The sequence below is a fragment of the Thioclava sp. GXIMD2076 genome, from assembly GCF_037949795.1.
GTDB classification, from domain to species: domain Bacteria; phylum Pseudomonadota; class Alphaproteobacteria; order Rhodobacterales; family Rhodobacteraceae; genus Thioclava; species Thioclava kandeliae.
This window is the reverse complement of sequence record NZ_CP149934.1, coordinates 342,510-363,488: the sequence shown is the minus strand read 5'-3', so window position 1 is coordinate 363,488 and position 20,979 is coordinate 342,510. Positions and strand designations below refer to the sequence as shown.

The 20,979-nt window shown below is 62.0% G+C and carries 23 protein-coding genes; 20 read left to right on the top strand and 3 right to left on the bottom strand.

All coding sequences use genetic code 11. From position 1 onward, the window contains the following. Positions 1 to 23 precede the first annotated feature (23 nt). Positions 24 to 1,067: a TRAP transporter substrate-binding protein gene (locus WDB91_RS18700; protein ID WP_339115178.1), complete on the bottom strand. Its 1,044-nt coding sequence runs from the start codon at positions 1,065 to 1,067 to the stop codon at positions 24 to 26. Between the two features lie 735 nt (positions 1,068 to 1,802). Between WDB91_RS18700 and WDB91_RS18695 the strand changes: the two genes are divergently transcribed. From WDB91_RS18695 to WDB91_RS18630, 14 genes are all read left to right on the top strand, one after another. Next, positions 1,803 to 2,960 (top strand): amidase, encoded by a 1,158-nt coding sequence (locus WDB91_RS18695; RefSeq protein WP_339115177.1) that lies wholly within the window; start codon positions 1,803 to 1,805, stop codon positions 2,958 to 2,960. Continuing rightward, positions 2,957 to 4,099 carry an acyl-CoA dehydrogenase family protein gene (locus WDB91_RS18690; protein WP_339115176.1) on the top strand — a complete coding sequence of 381 codons (1,143 nt, stop codon included), beginning with the start codon at positions 2,957 to 2,959 and terminating at the stop codon, positions 4,097 to 4,099. The genes WDB91_RS18695 and WDB91_RS18690 overlap by 4 nt, the downstream gene beginning before the upstream one ends. A gap of 31 nt (positions 4,100 to 4,130) precedes the next feature. Then, positions 4,131 to 4,493: a hypothetical protein gene (locus tag WDB91_RS18685; RefSeq protein WP_339115175.1), complete on the top strand. Its 363-nt coding sequence runs from the start codon at positions 4,131 to 4,133 to the stop codon at positions 4,491 to 4,493. After that, on the top strand, positions 4,490 to 5,014 hold the full coding sequence (locus tag WDB91_RS18680) for a nuclear transport factor 2 family protein (RefSeq protein ID WP_339115174.1): 525 nt from the start codon (positions 4,490 to 4,492) through the stop codon (positions 5,012 to 5,014). Before WDB91_RS18685 ends, WDB91_RS18680 begins: the two co-directional genes overlap by 4 nt. 11 nt (positions 5,015 to 5,025) lie before the next feature. Further along, positions 5,026 to 6,300 carry an aromatic ring-hydroxylating dioxygenase subunit alpha gene (locus WDB91_RS18675; protein ID WP_339115173.1) on the top strand — a complete coding sequence of 425 codons (1,275 nt, stop codon included), beginning with the start codon at positions 5,026 to 5,028 and terminating at the stop codon, positions 6,298 to 6,300. Between the two features lie 98 nt (positions 6,301 to 6,398). Then, the gene (locus WDB91_RS18670; RefSeq protein WP_339115614.1) at positions 6,399 to 6,791 is read left to right on the top strand and encodes an aromatic-ring-hydroxylating dioxygenase subunit beta; all 393 of its coding nucleotides are present in this window, start codon (positions 6,399 to 6,401) and stop codon (positions 6,789 to 6,791) included. Continuing rightward, a complete protein-coding gene (locus WDB91_RS18665) occupies positions 6,791 to 7,552 on the top strand; it encodes an SDR family NAD(P)-dependent oxidoreductase (RefSeq protein WP_339115172.1) in 762 nt (253 codons plus the stop codon). The genes WDB91_RS18670 and WDB91_RS18665 overlap by 1 nt, the downstream gene beginning before the upstream one ends. Positions 7,553 to 7,566: 14 nt before the next feature. Next, positions 7,567 to 8,526: a PDR/VanB family oxidoreductase gene (locus WDB91_RS18660; protein ID WP_339115171.1), complete on the top strand. Its 960-nt coding sequence runs from the start codon at positions 7,567 to 7,569 to the stop codon at positions 8,524 to 8,526. A gap of 9 nt (positions 8,527 to 8,535) precedes the next feature. Continuing rightward, positions 8,536 to 9,021, top strand: coding sequence for a flavin reductase (locus WDB91_RS18655; RefSeq protein WP_339115170.1), 486 nt, complete (start codon positions 8,536 to 8,538; stop codon positions 9,019 to 9,021). A gap of 72 nt (positions 9,022 to 9,093) precedes the next feature. After that, on the top strand, positions 9,094 to 10,125 hold the full coding sequence (locus WDB91_RS18650; RefSeq protein WP_339115169.1) for a TRAP transporter substrate-binding protein: 1,032 nt from the start codon (positions 9,094 to 9,096) through the stop codon (positions 10,123 to 10,125). After that, positions 10,122 to 10,652, top strand: a complete 531-nt coding sequence (locus WDB91_RS18645; protein ID WP_339115168.1) for a TRAP transporter small permease — start codon at positions 10,122 to 10,124, stop codon at positions 10,650 to 10,652. The genes WDB91_RS18650 and WDB91_RS18645 overlap by 4 nt, the downstream gene beginning before the upstream one ends. A gap of 3 nt (positions 10,653 to 10,655) precedes the next feature. Further along, positions 10,656 to 11,936 carry a TRAP transporter large permease gene (locus WDB91_RS18640; RefSeq protein WP_339115167.1) on the top strand — a complete coding sequence of 427 codons (1,281 nt, stop codon included), beginning with the start codon at positions 10,656 to 10,658 and terminating at the stop codon, positions 11,934 to 11,936. A 9-nt stretch (positions 11,937 to 11,945) separates the two neighbouring features. After that, positions 11,946 to 12,962 (top strand): ketopantoate reductase C-terminal domain-containing protein, encoded by a 1,017-nt coding sequence (locus WDB91_RS18635; RefSeq protein ID WP_339115166.1) that lies wholly within the window; start codon positions 11,946 to 11,948, stop codon positions 12,960 to 12,962. Between the two features lies 1 nt (position 12,963). Then, a complete protein-coding gene (locus tag WDB91_RS18630; RefSeq protein WP_339115165.1) occupies positions 12,964 to 13,728 on the top strand; it encodes a class II aldolase/adducin family protein in 765 nt (254 codons plus the stop codon). Between the two features lie 60 nt (positions 13,729 to 13,788). Here the strand turns inward: WDB91_RS18630 and WDB91_RS18625 are convergent, their stop codons facing one another. Beyond that, the gene (locus WDB91_RS18625) at positions 13,789 to 14,754 is read right to left on the bottom strand and encodes a nucleoside hydrolase (RefSeq protein ID WP_339115164.1); all 966 of its coding nucleotides are present in this window, start codon (positions 14,752 to 14,754) and stop codon (positions 13,789 to 13,791) included. A gap of 164 nt (positions 14,755 to 14,918) precedes the next feature. Here WDB91_RS18625 and WDB91_RS18620 point away from each other — a divergent pair, with 164 nt between their 5' ends. The 6 genes from WDB91_RS18620 (at position 14,919) to WDB91_RS18595 (ending at position 20,473) form a co-directional block, all read left to right on the top strand. Continuing rightward, positions 14,919 to 15,893: a 2-oxoglutarate and iron-dependent oxygenase domain-containing protein gene (locus WDB91_RS18620; RefSeq protein WP_339115163.1), complete on the top strand. Its 975-nt coding sequence runs from the start codon at positions 14,919 to 14,921 to the stop codon at positions 15,891 to 15,893. Between the two features lie 55 nt (positions 15,894 to 15,948). Further along, positions 15,949 to 16,995 (top strand): ABC transporter substrate-binding protein, encoded by a 1,047-nt coding sequence (locus WDB91_RS18615; protein WP_339115162.1) that lies wholly within the window; start codon positions 15,949 to 15,951, stop codon positions 16,993 to 16,995. A 73-nt stretch (positions 16,996 to 17,068) separates the two neighbouring features. Next, on the top strand, positions 17,069 to 18,115 hold the full coding sequence (locus WDB91_RS18610; protein ID WP_339115161.1) for an ABC transporter ATP-binding protein: 1,047 nt from the start codon (positions 17,069 to 17,071) through the stop codon (positions 18,113 to 18,115). Then, entirely contained in the window at positions 18,112 to 18,960 is an 849-nt protein-coding gene (locus tag WDB91_RS18605; RefSeq protein WP_339115160.1) for an ABC transporter permease, read from the top strand. The genes WDB91_RS18610 and WDB91_RS18605 overlap by 4 nt, the downstream gene beginning before the upstream one ends. Further along, positions 18,957 to 19,739 carry an ABC transporter permease gene (locus tag WDB91_RS18600; protein WP_339115159.1) on the top strand — a complete coding sequence of 261 codons (783 nt, stop codon included), beginning with the start codon at positions 18,957 to 18,959 and terminating at the stop codon, positions 19,737 to 19,739. Before WDB91_RS18605 ends, WDB91_RS18600 begins: the two co-directional genes overlap by 4 nt. A gap of 53 nt (positions 19,740 to 19,792) precedes the next feature. Continuing rightward, on the top strand, positions 19,793 to 20,473 hold the full coding sequence (locus WDB91_RS18595; RefSeq protein WP_339115158.1) for a GntR family transcriptional regulator: 681 nt from the start codon (positions 19,793 to 19,795) through the stop codon (positions 20,471 to 20,473). Here the strand turns inward: WDB91_RS18595 and WDB91_RS18590 are convergent. Beyond that, positions 20,470 to 20,934: a MarR family winged helix-turn-helix transcriptional regulator gene (locus WDB91_RS18590; protein WP_339115157.1), complete on the bottom strand. Its 465-nt coding sequence runs from the start codon at positions 20,932 to 20,934 to the stop codon at positions 20,470 to 20,472. The two genes, WDB91_RS18595 and WDB91_RS18590, sit on opposite strands and share 4 nt — an antisense overlap. Positions 20,935 to 20,979: the final 45 nt, after the last annotated feature.

Here is a 20,979-nt window from a genome sequence, read left to right as displayed (position 1 = left end):
GGGTATGACCCCGCCCTCCGGCCTTATTCCTTATGCTCGGTCCAGTCCTGCACCGAGGCCCGATAGGCCTGCAGCGAGTTCCATGTGCGCTCGAAGTCGGGATCCTGTTCGGATTGCGCGGCCATCACCTCGTCTGTCGCCTGTTTGAAGGCGGCCAGAACTTCCGGCGGGAAGGTGCGGATCTCGGTGCCGGCGGCCTCGAATTTCTTGACGGCTGCGGCATTGGCCTGCGCGGTGGAGGTCAGCGACCAGATATTGGTTTCGCGGCAGGTGGTCTCGATCAGCCCGCGTTGGGCATCATCCATGCTGTCCCATTTGGCCTTGTTGATGATCAGCTCGTTGATCGCGGCGGGCTGGTGCCAGCCGGGCAGATAGTAGTATTTGGCGACTTTCTCGAAGCCCATGGCCTCGTCGATGGCGGGCATCGAGAATTCGGTGCCATCGATCACATGGCGTTCGAGATTGGGATAGATATCGCCCCCCGCCAGCAGCACAACCGAAGCGCCCATCTTCTTCATGATTTCGCCTGCAAGACCTGCGAAGCGGATTTTCTTGCCTTTCAGGCTTTCGACGCTTTCGATCGGGAAGGTATACCAGCCCCCGGCTTCGGCATCCATGACACCACAAGGCACGGTGACCACGCCCTGTTTGGCATAGATCTCGCGCCAGATTTCGAGCCCGCCGCCATTGTAGATCCAGCCGATATAATCCTGCGCATCCGGCCCGAAGGGCACGCCGCCGAACAGCTGCACGGCAGGGAAGCGGCCCGCCACATAGAGCGGCGAGGTATATCCCATATCGAGCGTACCCTGCTGGACGGCATCGAAAATCTGCAGCGGCGGGACCAGCTTGCCCGCGTCATAGAGTTTGACCGAGACCTGACCGCCGGAAATGGCGTTGATCTCGTCGGTGAAGTGCTGGGCGTTCTGGCCGGAGGCGGGCAGGGTCAGCGTCCATGCCGATTGGAGGTCCAGTTTGGCCTCCTTGGCGGCGGCGGGCTGAAGGCTGGCGGTCAGGATCAGAGCGCCGAGCGCTGCGGTCACGAAGGGCGGAAAGCGGAGAAACATGGCGGGCCTTTTGATTCGAAGGGATAGGGGGCCTCGGGATCGTCCGATGATCCGGTTGCGGGTCTTTGTGGCGCTTGCCACCCGATCCAGAGGGGTCAATACCCCCCTACTCATGCCGTGATCTCGGCATGAGGTGCATCCTCCATCGTGCCTGCGGGGATGCGGAAACACGGTTTGGTCAAATAAGAAGCATGAAAATTCACCTAAAGAATGAATCTTTGGCATATTTAGATGAATTATCATATAAAAACTCACGTAATGTGACTATTGCTGCGCTGCGGCTATGGGTATTTGCGCGTAGGGATGAAGCAGGACGAAAAGCCGAGGCGACTCAGGGTGCTTGCGGTGAAGTCAGAAATAAAAATATAGTAAAAACAACATAGTATATTTCCGCATTTTGGAGCGATTGTCCTGAAGCGGGGTAAGGCTCGGCATCCGCCGGGCGGACCGATTCCGGAAACGGATTTCCCAGACATAAATTGCGTAAATTTCACGCATCATATGTTAAATAACTGGTGATAATGGATTATATTCTCGGGAATCGTGCCGGAACAGGCCCGTTCCCGCAAAATGCACCGCGCGCCGCGATATACCCTATGGTCAGCCGTAATATTTACGGTAATCTTCACATATTAACTCGCCAGCCGGACCGGCCAGCCCCTCCAGCATCCATCGCGGAAAAGGGCGCTCCGGCACAGAAGATCTTTTGAAGATAGCAACCCCAAGGGACGCCAGATGTCTGATAAAAAGACGATAAACGCCGTGACCACCCCGCTTGCATTGGGGGATCAGGGTCGGGATGCGCCGCAGGTTCTGATCAAGGAATGTCTCGGGATTGCGGGGCTCACCACGCGCTGCGGATCGCGCGGGTTCAAGGATGCGCCGCCCGAGACGGAGCATTCCGCAATCGTCGCCCATCTGCTTGCGCAGGGTGCGGCCATCACCGGCACCGTCACGATGCACGAGCTGGCTTTCGGGGTAACAGGCGTGAACACCTTCGCAGGCACGGCCCTCAACCCGAACTGGCCCGACCGTATTCCGGGTGGCTCGTCCTCGGGGTCGGCCTCGGCCGTTGCGGCGGGGCTTTGCGATTTTGCCGTTGGCACAGATACGGGCGGCTCGGTGCGCCAACCGGCCTGTTGCTGTGGCGTTTACGGGCTCAAACCGACCTACGGCGCAATCGACCGGCGCGGCGCCATTCCGCGCGGTTCCTCGCTCGACGTGATCGGGCCGTTTGCCGCGAGTGCCGAAGCCCTGACCCGTGCGGCAGCAATGATGCTACCCAGTTTCGCACCCGTCAAACTCGATACCCCGAAGCTCAAGCAGATCAATGTTGAGACAGATACCGATATTCTGGCGGCGCTCGAGGATGCGCTCGTGGGTTATGACGTGCCGGCGATTTCCCTGCCAAGCTTCAGGGCGTCCTATGAGGCGGGTCTGACCGTCATCAATTATGAACTCGCATCCGAATTCGGGCAACTTGCGCGCTCGGATGCCTCGCTTGGGGCGGATGTGAAGGCACGCATCCAGGCGGCGCTTTCGGTGACGCCCGAGGCGCTGGCGGAAGCAGAAACGGTGCGGGCGGTCTTCACCCGCGAGGTCGATGCGGCGCTTGAGGGGGTGGATGCGCTCGTGCTGCCCACCATGCCCTGCGTGCCGCCAACCTTGGCCGACGCCACCGATCCGCGCGCGCTTTTGCCTCTGACCCGCCTTGTGCGCCCGTTCAACCTGTCCGGCCATCCGGCGCTGACCCTTCCGCTGACCACGAAAGACGGCCTGCCCGCAGGTCTGCAACTGGTGGGTCGCAAAGGAGCCGAGGCCACGCTCTGCGCCATTGCCGAACATCTGTCGCGGGCCCTGGCCGCCCGTTCCATGCCGGAGATGCTTTCATGACCCGTTTCGAACCCGAACTCGCGCAGGCCGCCGAACTGGCCACGCTGTGCGAGGATATCCGTTCTCGCCGTGCCGAATTCGACGCGCTGCGCCATATCCCACGGGATATCGTCGATGGTTTCAAGCGCATCGGCATCTATCGCGCTTTCGTGCCCACGCGCTTTGGTGGCGATGCGATCAGCCCGATGGAATTCCTCAACCTTCTCGAGATTATTTCGGCGGCCGACCCTTCGGCGGGCTGGGTGGCAAGCTTCGGCGTGTCCTCGACCTATCTCGCGGCGCTGCCCCCCGAGACCTTCGCGCATATCTACACCGAGAACCCCGATACGGTCTTTGCAGGCGGTCTTTTCCCGCCGCAGAAAGCCACCCGTGTGGCGGGCGGGATCGAGGTGAGTGGCCGCTGGTCTTGGTGCTCGGGCTCGATGGGGGCCGATTTGCTGGGCGGCGGCATCAAGGTCGAAGGCGATGCCACGCCCCTGCCGCGCACCGCCGTCATGCCGCGCGACAAGGTGACCATCGACGAGACGTGGCACACGATCGGCCTCAAGGCCACGGGCAGCCATGATCTCGTAGCCCACAAGGTTATCGTGCCGGAGGACTGGACGTTTATTCGAGGCGCGCGCTCGGAAATGACCGACCCGATCTTCCGTTATCCGGCCATGGCGCTGGCGGCGCAGGTGCTGGCGGTGGTGGCGCTGGGGGCCGCGCGCGAGGCGCTCGATTTCATCCGCTCGGATGCGGCACAGAAAGCCTCGATCACCGGTGCCCCAAATCCCGGCGAGCGCCCCTATGTGCAAGCCCATCTGGCCCGCGCCGAGGCCACGCTCGCCGGTGCGCGCGCGCAATTCTATGACATCACGGCCCAGGCCTGGGACGAGCTGGCCCATAATGAGGCCGTTACCCCCGAGACGCATGTGAAGCTGCGCTTGGCGGCTACCTCGGCGGCCCATGATGGGGCGGCCGTCGCCCGCGAGGCCTTCGTGATGGGCGGGGCGGGCGCGATGATGCAGGGCCACCCCTTGGGCCGGATGATGGTCGATGCGGCCTGTGTGGCCCAGCATGCCTTCATGGGCGAGGGCACATGGACGGCTGCGGGGGCGGCCATGTTTGGCCAGCACACGCCTCCCGGCTTCCCGTAATCAAACAAAATTCCCGAAGAAAGACAGTGACATGAGTGATACCCCCAAAATCCGCACCCTTTTGTGCTTCAACAACCACCCGACCTTCTTCTCGCTCCCCTTCGATCAGATCGGCCCCGTATGGAAGGCGACCCAAGAACTGATGTCGGGCATCAACAAGATGGAAGGCGTCGAGATCGTCGGCACCTTTGACGACGATCAGACGCTGGTCGGTGCGACGCAGGGCTTCCCCTATACCTGGTATATCATGGCCGATTTCCCGACCCGCGCCGATGTGCAGGCCGCGTGCAACCTGCTTCGCACCATCGTGGTGGGCGAGGGCAATGACCGGCTGTGGAAATACATGACCGTCGAGGCCCGTATGGGCCGCGCGCTGGAGATCCCCGACCTATGAGCGATCTCGCCGCCCTTGCCTCACGCCTCGAGCGCCTCGAGGCCGAGAGCGCCTGCCGTAAATGCCTGTCGGATTACATGGAACTCTGTGACCGATTGGACGAGACGACAGATCTCGAGGCTCTGGGGGCGCTGTTTACCCGTGATGCGGTCTGGGGCGGGGCGGGCGACCGCTACGCCAAAGATTTCGGCGCGCATCAGGGGCGGGCGGCCATCGTGGGCTGGCTCGCCACCTTCTGCACGCCCCCGCATTTCGCGATGAACGCGCATTTCCTTTCCTCCGAGGCGCTCCACCACACGGATGAGGGCGTGACGGGGCGCTGGATCATGGCGCAGACCCCCACCTTCCATGACGGGCAGAGCTTTTTGATGGCCGCTCGTCTGGAGATCGATTTCCGGCAGGAGGAAGGCGCATGGCGCATGCACCGCTTCTCGACCCGCAACCTCTATGCGCGCCCGGTCAGCGACTGGACCGCGCCCATGCAAATTCCCGCACCCCGCCCCGTGGCGGTCGGTCAGTGAAAGGATAGACCATGTCTCTCGATACGTTTCCCGCCGGTCCGATGGATACGGACGCGCTGATGAAAGGCGACCGCGTCGCCACGCCCATGTATGAGGATCCCGCGATTTTCGATGCCGAGATGGAGAAGATCTTCGGGCGTGTCTGGGTCTGGGTCGGCCATGTCTCCGAAGTGCCGGGCAAGGGCAACTTCAAACTCAGCTGGGTCGGCACGCAGCCGGTCATCATCTCGCGCGACCGCAAGGACGAGGTCCATGTCTTCGTGAACCGCTGCCGCCACCGCGCCGCGACCGTCTGCGAGGTAAAAAAGGGCAAGACATCCTCCTTCCAGTGCCCCTATCACGGCTGGGGCTACGGCCTTGACGGGAGCTTGCGCGCGATCCCCTATACCGAAGGCTATTCGACCGATTTCGACAAGCAGAATTACGGTCTGAAAAAGCTGAAGGTCGGGATTTTCGAAGGCATGATCTTTGCCTCCTTCAACATGGATGTCGAGCCGCTCGAGGATTTCCTCGGCAATGCCAAACCTTGGATCCGCCTCTTCATGAAACAGGGCGGCGGCTTCCCCGTGAAGACGCTGGGCGAGCACCAGTTCAAGGTGCCGATGAACTGGAAAATCCAGCTCGAGAACACCACCGACGCCTATCACTTCCCGATCGTGCATAAATCCTTCCTGCAATCGCTCGACGGCGAGGCCAACGAGACCTTCTCCTTCATGGATGACGACGATGGCTATGTGGAGGATCTGGGCAATGGCCATTCGGTCATGGTGATGATGCCGGAACTCGTCGATCTGGACCAAGACCCCGATGCGCCGATCCCCGAGCGGTTCAAGGAACTGGCCGAGACCCTGCGTGCCGATTACGACGAGGCGCAGGTCAAGCGGATCGTGCGCGCCGTGGGCGGCTGCGGCTTCAACCTCAACCTCTTCCCCAATGTGGCCTGCTCGCTCTCGTTCTTCCGCGTGCTGCGCCCTGTCTCGGTCCATGAGACCGAGATCCGCCATATCGCGCTTGGCATGCAGGGCGGTCCCGAGGCCGCCAACCAGATGCGTCTGCGCCTGCACGAACATTTCCAAGGGCCGATGGGCTTCGGCTCGCCCGATGATGCCGAGGTCTGGGAGCGCGTGCAGCGCGGCTCGGCCGGTGCGGGCGATGTGGATGTGATGGTCAACCGTGGTCTGGGCCTCGAGAAGACCTCGGAGAACGGTCTGCCGGTGGGCGATATCTCCGCCGAAACCGGCATGCGCTCGGCCTATAAAATGTGGAAAAAGGTGATGGACCAATGAAGGATCTCCCCGCAACCCAAACAGTCACGCTGCAAGCGGTGACCGAGTATCTCTGGGCCGAGGCCGATATGCTGGACGCCCGCGATTATGACCGTTGACTGGGTCTCTGGGCCGAAGGGGGTCACTATGTGATCCCCGTCGAGAAGGAGGGCGATGATTTCGCCAACCAGCTCAACATCGCCTATGACGATGCCACCATGCGCGAGATGCGCGTGCGCCGGCTGCAGGGGGGCTTCTCGATTTCTGCGGCTCCGCCTGCGGAATCGGTGCGCACGCTCTCGCGCTTCGTGATGGAAGAGGTCGACGAGACCACGCTCAAGGTCCGCGCGGCGCAGCATGTCGTCGAGGATAAATTCGGTCGTCAGCGCGTCTTCGCCGCCAATGTCGAATGGGTGCTCAAGGTGACCGATGAGGGGCTGATGATCCGCGACAAGGTGATCCGCCTGCTCAATTCCGATGGAATGCTGACCTCGATCAGCTATCTGTTCTGATGGGGAAGCCTTTGCCTGATATTATCCAGACGGCTGTGATCACGGGCGGTGCCAGCGGTTTTGGCGCGGTGGCCACCCGTGCGCTCCATGCGGCGGGCTTCCGTGTTGTGATCACCGACCTCGACCAGGAGGCGGCAGGCGCTCTGGCGCTGGAGCTGGATCTGGCGGGGGAAACCGCCGTAACAGCCACGCTTGATGTGTCGAAACCGGAAGATTTCCAGACCGTGCTGACTAAGGTCATCGAGCGCTGGGGCTCGGCCGAGGTGTTGGTCAATAATGCCGCCCGCACCGAGGCCAAACCGGTGCTGGAGATCGATCCGCATGTGTTCAACGAGGTGATGGCCACCAATGCCGGTGGTGTCTTTGCCGGATGCCAGACCTTCGGGCGGCATTTCAAGGAACGCGGCTACGGGCGCATCGTCAACATGGCCTCGCTAGCGGGCCAGAATGGCGGCACAGCGACAGGGGCGCATTACGCGGCCTCGAAAGGCGCGATCCTCACGCTCACCAAGGTCTTTGCCCGTGATCTGGCGGCGTTTGGCGTGACCTGCAACGCCATCTCTCCGGGTCCGATGGATACGCCCATGGTGCATGGGATCGTGCCAGAGGACCGGATGGAGGGGTTTTTGCATAACATCCCTGTCGGGCGGCTCGGCTCGCCCGAGTTTGTTGCCAAGATGGTCACCATGCTGGCCTCCCCCGAGGCCGAATTCGTCACTGGCGCCTGTTGGGACGTCAATGGCGGCCTGTTCATGAGGTAAGGACAATGAAGGACATGCAGTCTAACGCCCTCGTTCTGACCGTGGCCGAGCGCCTAGATGATCGGGGCGATATCATGCAGCTCACGCTGCGCGGCGCGGGCGATCTGCCCGCCTTCACCGCAGGCGCCCATATCGACCTTCTGGTGGAGACCGCAGAAGGCCCCGTCTGGCGGCAATATTCGCTGGCGGGCGATCCCTCGGACCGCTCTGCCTACCGTCTTGGCATCCTGCGCGATCCGGCTTCGCGGGGCGGCTCGGTGGCCTTGCATGACACGCTGAAAACCGGTGCAAGCGTGCATGTGGAAGGCCCGCGCAACCATTTCCCGCTGGCCGAGGCATCGTTCTCGGTGCTCTTCGGAGGCGGGATCGGGATCACTCCGATGCTGGCCATGGCGTGGGAGCTCTCTGCCAAGGGGGCCGATTTCATCCTGCATTACGCGACGCGATCGCAAGATCGCACCGCGTTTCTCGATCAGATCAAGAGCTTCCCGTTTGCCGAGAAAATCGTTCTACATCATGATGATGGCGCAGGTGCGGGCCCGGTTGATCTGGCGCGTGATCTGCCCGAAGCGGCCGTGGGCACCCATATCTATGTCTGCGGCCCGCAGGGTTTCATGGAGTGGGTGATCAAGGGTGCCGAGGCTGCGGGCTACGCCCCCGCCAACATCCACCGCGAATATTTCTCGGCGGATGTGGATGTGACGGGCGACAGCTTCGAGGTCGAATGTGCGGCCTCCGGTATCACCGTGACGGTCGGCCCCGAGGATACCATCGTCAAGGCGCTGGCCCGCGGAGGGATCAAGATCGAGGTGAAATGCGAAGAGGGCATCTGCGGCACCTGTGTCACCGATGTCATCGCGGGCGAGATCGATCACCGCGACCAGTTCCTGACCGAAGAGGAGCGCGAGGAGGGCGACCAGATCTGTGCCTGCTGCTCGCGTGCCTGTGGCAAACGTATCGTGCTGGACATCTGAGGGATCATCATGGAACTCAAGGATCTTTTCCGCGAAGGCATGTCGCGTCTGGGGGCGTCGGTCACCGTGCTGACCACTGATGGTCCGGCGGGCCGCCACGGGATGACGGCCTCGGCCGTCTGCTCGGTCACCGACACGCCGCCCACGCTTCTGGTCTGCGTCAACCGCTCGAACCGCAGCCATGACATGTTTGTCCAGAACGGCACGCTTTGTGTGAACGTGCTGGGCGGGCAGCATCGCGATCTGTCGGGACGGTTTGCCAGATCAGGGCTCGAGGACCGCTTCGAGGGCACGCTCTGGTCCACCCATGCCACCGGAGCGCCGGTCTTGGGTGATGCGGTTGCCGCCTTTGATTGCGTGATCAGCGCGCGGCAGGAAGTGGGCACACATTCGGTCTTCTTCTGCGAGATCCGCGATATCGCGCTGGCTGAAGGCCCCTGCGAGACGCTCGTCTGGTGCAACCGCGACTTCCACCAGCTGGCGATGGCCTCCTGAGGGCCGCGTATAATTCTGCAAGCCTCCGCCCAAGAGGGGCAAAGCCATCCACTTTTCACAGGGAAACGCGACATGAATATGCGACTTGGACTGACTTCACTGGGCCTTCTGCTGGCGGGCACCGCCATCGCACAGGCCAATACCGTGCTGACCGTGGCCAACTGGCTACCGCCCGCGCATCCGCTGGTATCGGAGGTGATCAAACCGCTGACCGAAGAGATCGCCAAAGCGACCAATGGCGAGGTGACGGCCAATATCCTGCCTGCGCCGCTCGGGCCGCCTGCCGCGCATTTCGACTTTGCGGTCAATGGGGTGGCCGATATCACCTTCGGGGTGCAGGGCTATAATGCGGGGCGGTTCAAGACCACCAATATCGCCGAACTGCCCTTCCTGGGCGATAGCGCCGAGGCCAATTCGGTCGCCTATTGGCGCGTGTTCAAGGACAAGCTGGAGGCTGCGGGCGAATATAAGGGCGTGCATGTGCTGGGTGTCTTTACCCATGGTCCGGGCGAGATCTTCCTGAAAGAGGGCGATGCGGGCGCAACCGATGTCCTGAAAGGCCAGAAGATGCGCGTGGGCGGCGGCATCATCAACGAGGTGGCCAACAAGCTGGGCGCGGTCTCGGTGGAAGGGCCGTCCTCGAAATCCTACGAGCTGCTGAGCCAGGGCGTGGCCGACGGGATCTTCTTCCCCTATGAATCGGTCAACTTCTTCAAGCTGATCCCGCAGCTCTCGGAAGGCATCTCCGTGCCGGGCGGGCTGTATAACACCTCCTTCTATGTCGTGATGAACGAGAAGAAATGGGAGAGCCTGACCTCCGAGCAGCAGAAGGAGATCGATAGCGTGACCGGCGAGGCGCTTGCGCGTATGGCGGGCAAGATGTGGGACCGTGCCGATGCGCAGGGCATCGAGGCGATGAAGGGCAAGATCGATGTGACGCCCGCCACCAAAGAGCAGATGGCCGCGTGGCATGAGGCGCTGCAGCCGATCATCGATGCCAAGATCGCCGAAGTCTCGAGCACGGGCGTCGATGGTCAGGCCGCCTATGACGAGATGAAGGCCCAGATCGAGACGGTCTCGGCCGAGATGAAGGCCGCGCAATGAAACCGGCCGATCTGAGCCTTCGGGACAGTGGCGAACAGGCGGGGGAGGGGGCAGGGCTCCCCTCCGCCCATACCGTTCTGGCGGTCCTTGGCGGTATCCTGCTGATGGCGATGATGGGACTGACGGTGGTCGATGTGGTGGGCCGCTATCTGTTCAACGCGCCGCTCAAGGGGGCGGCAGAGCTCACCGAGCTTCTGCTGTGCGCCACAATCTTCCTCGGCCTGCCGGCGGTGGCATTGCGCAACGAGCATGTGACGGTCGATCTGGTCACCGACGCGATGCCCGACCGATGGCAGCCATGGCGGCGCATGGCCTGCGGGATTTTCTCGGCGGTGGTGTTGGGGGTCGTGACATGGCGGATCTGGGTCTATGCGGACCAGATCGCGGGCTATGGCGGCGCCACGACCAACCTGTTGCTCCCCATCGCCCCGCTGGGCTATTTCTGCGCCATTTGCACCGCTGTGGGGATGATCATGGCGGTTTATGTGCCATTTCAGGCGCTGATCACGCGCGCCACGAAGGGATAGAGTATGGAATATTGGCCAATTGGTATGGCGGTGGTGATGGGGCTTTTGCTCTGTGGCGTGCCGATCGCCTTTGCGCTGGCAGGTGTGGGGGTCGTGGGCGTTGCCTCGATCATCGGCTGGACGCCTGCGCTCTCGCTTATGGGTTCGGCGTTTTTCGACAATGGGCGTGATTACTCGCTCTCGGTGCTGCCGCTGTTCCTGATGATGGGCAATTTCGTGGTGCAATCGGGGATCGCGACAGAGCTTTATTACGCGGCCTATGCATGGCTGCGCCACCGCAAGGGCGGGCTGGCCACGGCGACCGTGGTGGCCTGTGGCGCGTTCTCCTCGGTCTGCGGCTCGTCCATGGCCACCGCCGCCACCATGACGCGGATCGCGCTGCCTTCCATGCGGCGCTTCGGCTATCCCGACCAACTCTCGACGGCCTCCATCGCGGCAGGCGGCACACTGGGCATCCTGATCCCGCCTTCGGTCATACTGGTTTTCTATGGCATCATGACCCAGCAGGATATCGGCAAGCTGTTTCTTGCGGGGCTGATCCCGGGTATTCTAGGGATCATCGGCTACGCCATCGCCGTGCGCATCACCATCGCGCTCAAAGGCATCGATCTGCCGGTCGAGGAAAAGCTGCCGCTGGGCGAGCGGATCCGCGCGCTCAAGGGCACGGCAGGCGCGCTGGTCCTCTTCGTCTTCGTGATGGGGGGCATTTATCTGGGCGTTTTCACCCCCACCGAGTCCGCGGGCATGGGGGCGGCTGGTGCTCTTTTGTTGGTGGTGCTCTCGGGGCGCTTCACATGGGCGGGGCTCGTCAATGTGCTCTATGATACGATGAAAACCACCGCGATGATGTTCTTCATCCTGTTCGGCGCGCTGACCTTCACCAATTACGTCAACATGTCGGGCATGACGACTGATATCCAGAGCTTCCTCGGCCTGTTCGGCACCACGCCGATCGTGACCATTCTGGTGATCCTGTGCATCTATCTGGTGCTGGGATGTGTGCTGGAAAGCCTGTCGATGATCATGCTGACGGTGCCGGTCTTCTATCCGATTGTCGCGGCACAGGGGATCGACCTGATCTGGTTCGGGATCTTCGTCGTGATGGTCACCGAGATCAGCTATATCACGCCGCCCGTGGGCATGAACGCATTCGTGCTGCGCTCGGTGGTGCCGGATGTGCGGTTGGGCACGATCTTCCGCGGGCTCGGGCCGTTTGTGGCGATGGATGTGGTGCGGGTCGCGATCCTGACCATTTTCCCGACGCTTGTTCTGATCCTGACCTGAGGGGGCACCATGGAAAGCAGGATGAAAATCGCGGTGATCGGGGCCGGCAATATCGGCACGGCGATGGCCGCCCTTCTGGGAGGCTCCGGCGCCGAGGTCACGGTTACGGCACGCGGGCTTCGGCTCGAGCAGATTCGCGCCCAAGGGGTGGCGCTATGTGACCGTGGCACATGGCACCGCGCCCGCCCGCAGGCGAAACAGGCGCTGGAGCAGGTGCAGGATGCCGTGTTCTTCTGTGTGAAGGCGCAAGCCCTGCCGCAGGCGGTGGCCGAGAACATCGCTGGGATCGGGCCGGACACGCTCGTTATCCCGATGGTCAATGGTCTGCCCTTCTGGTTTTTTGCGGGCGGGGCCGAGGTGCCCTTCGTCGATCCCGAGGCGATACTGGCCCGCCATCTCGATCCGCAGCAGGTGCTGGGGGCGGTGCTCCTGATGACCGTGCGGATGGAGGCGGGCGAGGCGCTGTCTTCCAATACGCCGACGCTGTCGCTCGGACCCGCGATGGGGGCGCATGACCGCCCCGCGATCGCGCGGCTGGCCCGTGTGCTGGAGGCGGGGGGCATTCGCACCGATGTGACGCCCACCATCCGGCAGAAGGTGTTGGTGAAGCTTCTGGCCAATATTACCACCAACCCGCTCTCGGCGCTGTTGGGAGACCATCTGGCAACTATCGGCCAGACCCCCGAACTCGCGGCGCTGGCTTCGGCCGTGGCCGATCCGTTCCGCGCATGGGCGCGGGGCTTGGGCTATGATCTACCCGATAACCACTGGCTGATCGACCTCATTGTGGATGCCGGAGATTTCCCGACCTCGATGCTGCAGGATGCCCGAGCGGGCCGCGCCCTCGAGCTGGATGCCATTGCCCGGGCGCCCATGGCGATGGCGGAGGCGGCAGGCCATCCGAACCCCGCGCTCGCCGCCATTCTCGCCGCACTCGACACCCACTGCACTTTGCCGCTCTCGGGCTCCGAGGCGCAGATCGCCCGACATTCCCTCATGAACACCATTTCTCTGGAAAGGATCTGACATGAACGACCTGACCCCGATCCATAAGCCGCTTGCCGAAATGACCGAAGCGGAGCTGCGCGTGCAGCTTGCCGATTTCTACCATCTTGTCAGCTACATGGGCTGGACCGAGCTGATCTTCAACCATATCTCGGTGCGTCTGCCGGGCGATGAGCATGCCTATCTGGTGAACCCGATGGGGCTGCATTACGACGAGGTTACGCCCGAGAACCTGCTGGTGGTGGGCGTGGATGGCAAGCTGAAACGCGAGAGCCCCTATAAGCCCAACCCCGCCGGTTTCGCCCTGCATGGTGTGATCCACGAGCATCGCCCCGATGTGGGCTGTGTGGCCCATACCCATACCACGCCGATCTCGGCCATCGTGGGCAAGATGGCCCCGATCTCGCATGACAATTTCAACGGGGCGCAGCTTTATGGGCGCGTGGCCTATCACGAGTTCGAGGGGATCACGATCTACGATACCGAGCGCGAGCGGATGCTGGCCTCGCTGGGCGACAAACATGTGCTCGTTCTGCGCAATCACGGGATCGCAGTCTGCGAGGCCGATATTCCGCTGACCTTCTTCCTGTTGTGGACGGTCCAGCGTGCCGCCGAGATCCAATGCGCGACCGCCGGTATTCCGGGGCCGGACAGCACCCTGCCCGAAGGGATCAAACGCAAATGTGCCGAGGATGCACAGCGGTTGAAGGATAATTCGTCCTTCGCGACGCTGCTGTTTGACGCGATGGTGCGCAAGATGAAGCGTGACTGTCCGCAATTCGCCTGAGTTATACGCCCGAGGCCCATCGGGTGTTGGCCCTCCCCACCTTGGGGAGGGCCTTTGCGTTCAGGCGGGCACGTTGCCCGGAAGGGTGGCAAGAGCCGCCGCCATACGGGCATAGACCTCCGCCGCATCATGGCAGCCATTGAGCCACAGGCAGTTATCGGGCCGGCCCGTCTGGCGCAGCCAGTCGACGACGGTCATACCGGTGGTCAGCTCGCCTGCGCATTCCACATCGACGGGGCAGAGCTTGCCGGGGAACAGATCGGGCCAGATCGTGGCGGCAATCGCCACCGCATCATGCAGCGGCCGCGTCTTTGTGCCGTATTTCTTGTTCCCGTATTGTTCGAAGAATTCCATCATGCCGGCACAGGCCTGCATGACCTCCGTGCCCGTCTCACGCAGGGTCGTGGACCAGCCCAGAGGTGCGGCGCAGGCATGGGTGCAGTCCAGCGGCACGGCGGTGACCGGCACTCCGGCCTCCCCCGCCGAGGAGAGCACGATCCGCACGGCCTCGGGGTCGACGAGGATGTTGTATTCGGCGGCAGGGGTCATATTGCCGCCCTCGAAGAAGCCGCCCCCCATGAAGCTGATCCCTGCCATGTTCTGCAAGATCTCGGGGGCGCGACGGATGGCCAGCGCCAGATTGGTCTGCGGGCCGAGGCAGATCATCTGCACCTTTTGCGGATGCGCGAGGATGGTTTCGATTATGAAATCCACCGCATGGGTTTTGGCGGGGGGGAAGCGGGCCTCGGCCCAGTCCCAGCCGTCAATCCCCGTCTCGCCGTGGATCTCGGGCACGGGACGCGGCTTGCGGATCAGCGGGCGGGCGGAGCCCGCATGGACCGGTGTTTTGGGCAGGCCAGCCAATTCGACAATACGGCGCGCATTATCGGTGGTCTGCTCGAGCCCCATATTTCCGGCCACCGTCGTCAGGCCCAGAACGTCCAGCTCGGGCACCGCGAGAGCGAGCAGGATTGCAAAGGCGTCGTCTTGGCCCGGATCGGTGTCGATGATGACGGGAAGCGCCATGGAATACTCCTTGTGACCGGAACTCCGGCATTGATGGTATAAATGTGATGCATCTTTGGGCATATCCGGATTGGTATACCGAAAATTGCGATATGCCATCGCAAACCACTTCCATCAAAAGATCAAGTCTCGAATACTGTATACAGAAAATACTGGAGGAAAGTATGAAGGGCGAATTCGACAATATTCCGATCGTGGATCTGAGCGCCTTGGCTGCGAGTGCCACCCCCGAGGCGCGCGCCGAGACGGTTGCGGCGCTCAAATCGGCTCTGGAGACGTCGGGCTTTGCCTATCTGTCCGGCCATGGCGTGTCCGAGGATCTGGTCGAGAAAATGCGCCAGATGAACATGGCCTTCCATGATCTTCCGATGGAGGAGAAAATGGCGCTCAAGATCAACGAGTTCCACCGTGGCTATATGCCGATGTCGTCCTCGACTATCGTGACCTCCTCGGTGGCCAAGGTCACCAAGCCGAACCGTTCCGAGAGCCTCATGGTAATGCATGATGTGCCCGAGGATGCGTCCTATGCAGGCGAGCCGATGCATGGCCCGAACCAGTTCCCCGCTTCCCTGCCGGAAGTCGAGGAGACCGCGCTGGCCTATATGCGCGAGATGACGGGGTTGGGTGAGCGGATCGCCGAGGCGCTGGCCGAGGCGCTTGGCCTCGAGCGCGACTGGTTCGCGAAGTATTTCGACACTCCGACGCTGTTCCTGCGCCTGCTGCATTATCCCGAACAGCCCGATGAGGAAGAGCTCTTCGGCTCCGCTCCGCATACCGATTACGGCTTCATCACGCTTCTCAAGCAGGATAATGTCGGCGGGCTCGAGGTGCGCAACAAGCGTGGCGACTGGATCCCCGCGCCGCCGATCGAGGGCACTTTTGTCATGAATGTTGGCGACATCCTGTCCAAATGGTCGAATGGGCGGTTTGTGTCCACGCCCCACCGCGTGCGTAACCTCTCGCGCAAGGACCGCTATTCGCAGCCCTTCTTCTACGATCCGTCGATGCGCGCGCTGGTGGAATGCCCCGAGGCGATGCTCGAGGCAGGCGAGACCGCGCAGATGGAGCCGGTGCTCTATGGCGATTATTTGCTTGAACGTCTGAACAAGAATTACGACTACCGCAAAAAAGCCTCCTGAGGCGATCCGGGCGGCAAGATCCGGCACCCACCAAGGCACCAATAGGGACATGACCATGACTGATCTGAATCGTCGCAAATTGCTCACGGCGCTCGTTGCCTTGGGCGGGGCCTCCGTGCTCAATATTCCGGCCGTCTACGCGGCCACCAACGAGTTGGTGATCACCACCTATGGTGGCTCCTGGGAGAAGTTCTGGCGTGATACGCTGATCCCCGGTTTCACCAAGGAGACCGGGATCACCCCCAAGCTCGATATCGGGCTTGGCCGGGTCTATACCGCCAATATGCGGGCCGCTGGCAAGGAAGATCCGCCCTATGGCTGCCTGATGTTCAACGAGATCTATGCGCAGGTGCTGCGCAAGGAGGGGTTCTTCGAGAAGCTCGACCAGTCGTTGCTGCCGAACTACCAGAACCTCTATCCGGTCGCGACCAAGGCCTCCGACGGTTATGGCGCGGTCGGTCTGATCTCGCCTATCGGGATCGGTTACCGCACCGATATGATTTCGGCCCCGCCGACCTCGTGGAAGGATCTGTGGGAGAACGAGGAGCTGAAAGGCCGCCTCGGTCTTTACAATATCGTCAACTCCGCGGGTAAGATGTTTCTGATGCTGGCGTCCAAGATCTATGGTTCGGGCATCGACGATCTGGAAACCGGCTTTGCCAAGCTGAAAGAGTTGGGTCCTGTCTACCAGACAGATTTCAACATGAGCACGGCCATGGCTACCGGCGAGATTGCCGTCGCGCCGTTCGATTTCGGCGAGATCGCGCGGCTGCGCGAGCAGGGGCTGCCGGTCGATTGCATCATCCCCGACGAGGGCCTGATGATGTGGGACCAGACCTTCAGTATCTGCGCCAATACGCCTGCCCGTGAAGAGGCCTATAAATATCTCGATTTCGTTTTGGGTCCTATCGGTCAGGATCTGTTGATGCGCGAATTCTTCGTCTCGCCAGTCAACAAGACCGTTGAAGTACCGGAAGACCTGCAAAAGGATGTGCCTGTCTTCGGGGCGGCCATGGACCAGTTTATCGAATGGGACTGGGAGTTGATGAACTCCAGATCCGAAGAAATTGCGCGCCGCTGGAACGAGATCTTCGGCGCCTGACCCCTTCCCCTCTCCTGTCCCTTCGGGTTTACCCCGTTGGGGCAGGCTTTTTCTTTTCCGACCCCGGTAACAGATGACCCAGGTAACGCTCCAGTCTCTTGTGAAGACCTATGGCAAGACACCCGCCCTCAAATCCGTTTCGCTCGAGATCGGCGATGGCGAGTTTGTCTCTCTTCTGGGCCCCTCGGGATGCGGTAAATCCACCACGCTTCGCTGCATCGCGGGGTTCGAGGATATCACCGGCGGGCAGATCCTGTTCGACGGGCGTGATATCTCGCGCAAGTTGCCCGAGGAACGCGATATCGGCATGGTGTTCCAGTCCTATGCGCTTTTCCCGCATATGACGGTCGCGCAGAATCTGGCCTTCGGGTTGCAGATGCGCAAGATCGCCAAATCCGAGATCACGCGCCGTGTCGCGCGCGCCCTCGATATGGTGCAGCTCACCCCCTATGCCGAGCGCTATCCCAAGGCGCTGTCGGGCGGCCAGCAGCAGCGTGTGGCGCTGGCACGGGCTCTGGTGATCGAGCCTGCGATCTTGCTGCTGGACGAGCCTCTGGCCAATCTCGATGCCGCATTGCGTGACGAGATGCGCGGCTTTATCCGCGACCTGCAGCGCCGTGTGGGCATCACCACGATCTATGTCACCCATGACCAGAACGAGGCGATGACCATGTCCGACCGCGTGGTCGTGATGTTCAATGGTGAGATTGCCCAGAAGGGCAGCCCCGAAGAGGTCTATGACCGCCCGCAGACCGAGGCCATCGCGCGGTTTGTCGGCAATGCCAATATCCTGTCGCTGCCGGTCTCGGCAGATGGCGAGGGGGTGGATCTGCCGCAGGGACGCAACCTGCCGCTGGTGGGGGCGCATCTGCCCGCAGGGGCCAGCCTGCGTCTGATGGCGCGACCCGAGCAGATCGGCATTTGCGCGCCCGAGGAGGGCGATCTGGTGGGGCAGGTGATCTCCTGTGCCTTCAGCGGCGGGCATCTGGAATATGTCATCGAGACCGATCTCGGGCCGATGGCGGTGATCTCGCCCACGACCTATCGCGCGAATGAGGGCGAACGCGTGGGGCTCAGCCTCGATCCGGCACGGCTCTGGCCGCTCGGAGCGGACGCATGACGATCTCGCGCACGCGCTCCACGCTGTTGATCCTGCCGGCGGCCATTCTGGTCTTCGGCTTCATCATGCTGCCCTATATCTCGGTGCTGGTGATGAGCTTCCGGCTGCCGGGCGAGGGCCAGACGCCTTATGGCGAGGGCTTTGGCCTGACGGCCTACCGGTCCTTCTTCTCTCAGCCCTATTATCTCGACAGTCTGCCGCAGACGCTGTGGATGGGGGCGCTCACCACCTTCCTGTGTCTCGTGCTGGCCTATCCGGTGGCGCTGCATATCGCGCTGGCCTCGCGGCGCTGGCGGGGGCTTCTCTACGGGCTGGTGCTGTCGCCGCTTCTGGTGGGGATCGTGGTGCGCAGCTATGGCTGGACGATCCTTCTGGGCAATGCCGGTGTCATCAATACGGTTTTGCGTGACTGGGGACTGATTTCGCGGCCTATTCCACTGATGTATAATGATTTCGGCGTAATCCTTGCGCTGGCGCATGTGTTCTTGCCCTTCATGGTGCTGCCGCTTCTGTCGACGCTGTCCCAGATGGACCATTCGGTGGCGCAGGCGGCGCGTTCGCTGGGGGCGAAGCGCTTCACCGTCTTTCGTCGCGTGACGCTGCCGATGTCGATGCCCGGCATCCAGTCGGGCTGTATTCTGGTCTTCGTGCTGGCGGTCTCGTCCTATGTGACGCCCGCGCTGATCGGTGGGATGCGGGTGAAGACAACAACCATCCTCGTGGTGGATGCGCTTCTTGACCAGTATCAATGGCCGTTTGGTGCGGCGATGGCACTGGTGCTGGCGGTCTCGGCGGGGATTATCGTGCTGATCTTCTCGCGCCTGACGCGAATGAAGTGGAAATGACCATGCGGCTTGCCTCTCCTCTCCTGGGTCTATTGCGCTTCGGCGTCTATGCCTTTTTGCTTGCGCCCATCGTCATCGTTGTGCTGGCCTCGCTCAATGCCGGAAACTTCCTGACCTTCCCGCCGCAGGGCCTGTCCCTGCGCTGGTTCTGGACCTTCCTGGGCAATAAGGTCTTCATCGACGCGATCCTCTATTCGAGCATTCTGGCGGGCTCGGCCACGGCGGTGTCGATGGTGATCGGCACGATGGCCGCGCTTTATGTGGTGCGCCATGCAGGGCCTGCGCGCGAGGGCTGGCGTATCCTGATGCTCCTGCCGCTGATCCTGCCCGAGATCCTGACGGCGATCGCGCTTTTGTTCTTCTTCTTCGAGATCGGGGTGGGGACCGAGCACAAGATCGCGCTCTTCACGGGCCATGTGCTGATGACGCTGCCCTTCATCTTCCTCAATGTGGTGACGGTGCTACAGGGGCGCGATGATGCCTGCGAGCTGGCCGCGCGCACCCTGGGGGCTACCCGCATGGTAGCCTTCCGCCGCATCACCCTGCCATTGATCGCGCCGGGTCTTGCGACGGGGGCGGTCTTTGCCTTCATCATCAGTTTCGATACTTTCGGCATCTCCTATATGCTCAAGGGCACGGGCTCTGCTCCTCTCCCGATCCAGCTCTATGATTACCTGCGTTTCAACTTCACGCCCGAGGCCGCCGCCGTTTCCACAGTATCGATCATCGTCTCTCTCGCCCTTGTCGTCGTGACGGACTTGCTGTTTGGCCGGAAATGACGCAGCAAGAACATCTTGGATGATTGCCGGATGATGGGACGCGGAGAGGTGTGATGGACGAGATAGGCGGGCCGTTGAAGCTGCGCTCGATCGGAGCGGAGATTGCAGACCGGCTGGAAGCGGCTATCGTCCGTGAGGCGTTCCGCCCCGGCGAGAAGCTGCGCGAGATCGAGATATGCGAGCGGTTCGGGATCTCGCGTTCGCCTCTGCGTGAGGCATTCCAGATCCTCGAAGGGCGCGGGCTGGTCGAACGCAAGCCCCGGCTGGGGACCAGCGTGACGCCCATGTCGCTCAAGGCGCTCGATGATATCACCCTGTGCCGGATCCCGCTCGAGGGCAGCTGTGCACGGCTTCTGGCCGAACATCCCGATCACGAGGCCATCGCGTTGCGTCTCGAGACCTGTCTTGGCGAGATGCGCACCGCATTGGTGGCGCAGGATCTGAGCGAGGGATTCGAGGCCAATGTCCGCCTGACCATGATGCTGCACGAGACCTGCGGCAATCCGGTTCTGGCGCGGCTTTTGCGTCAGCTCGATACCTCGGCGCTACGTTACCGCTATGGTGCCTATATCCGCGATGCGGGTATGCTGGAGCGGATGATCGAGGCCAATGCCGCGATGATCGCCGCGATCCGTGCGGGGAATGGCGATGCGGCCTCCGATCTGACCGAGGATCTGGTGCGCAGCGCATGGCAGGCCACGCGCCGTATCCATAGCGATGCGGGCCGCGCCTAAGCGGTCAGCTCGCCGAGATTGACGAAGACCTTCTCGAGAAGCAGGTTCATCACCAGCTGTTCCTCACGGGAAAACCCCGTGAAGGCATGGGCGAAGATCTCGTCGGCGATCTTGCGTGCGCGCATCCGCATCTCGTTGCCCGCATCGGTCAAGGTCACTTCGGTGACACGGCCATCGCTGGCCCGCGGTCCGGTCATCACCAGCCCCTGTGCCGTCATCCGCTGGATGATTTTCGTCGCCGTATTGGCCTTGATGATACAATGGGTCGAGATTTCCGAGATCGACAGTGCCTTGTCCTCGTAAAGCGACATCAGCACCCGCCAGTAGGCGATGTCCATCCCTTCGGCCTTCAGCCGTGCCTCCATCACCTGCATGTAGCGCGAGGACGTCTGTGTGATCCAGTAGAACGGCCATTCGGCTTTGTTGAAGCCGGCTTCATGCGGAGGAGGCGATGTGGTCATGGGCGGAACAGGTCTCTGGCAGATAGGGAAGGGCGGGCCTTGCAG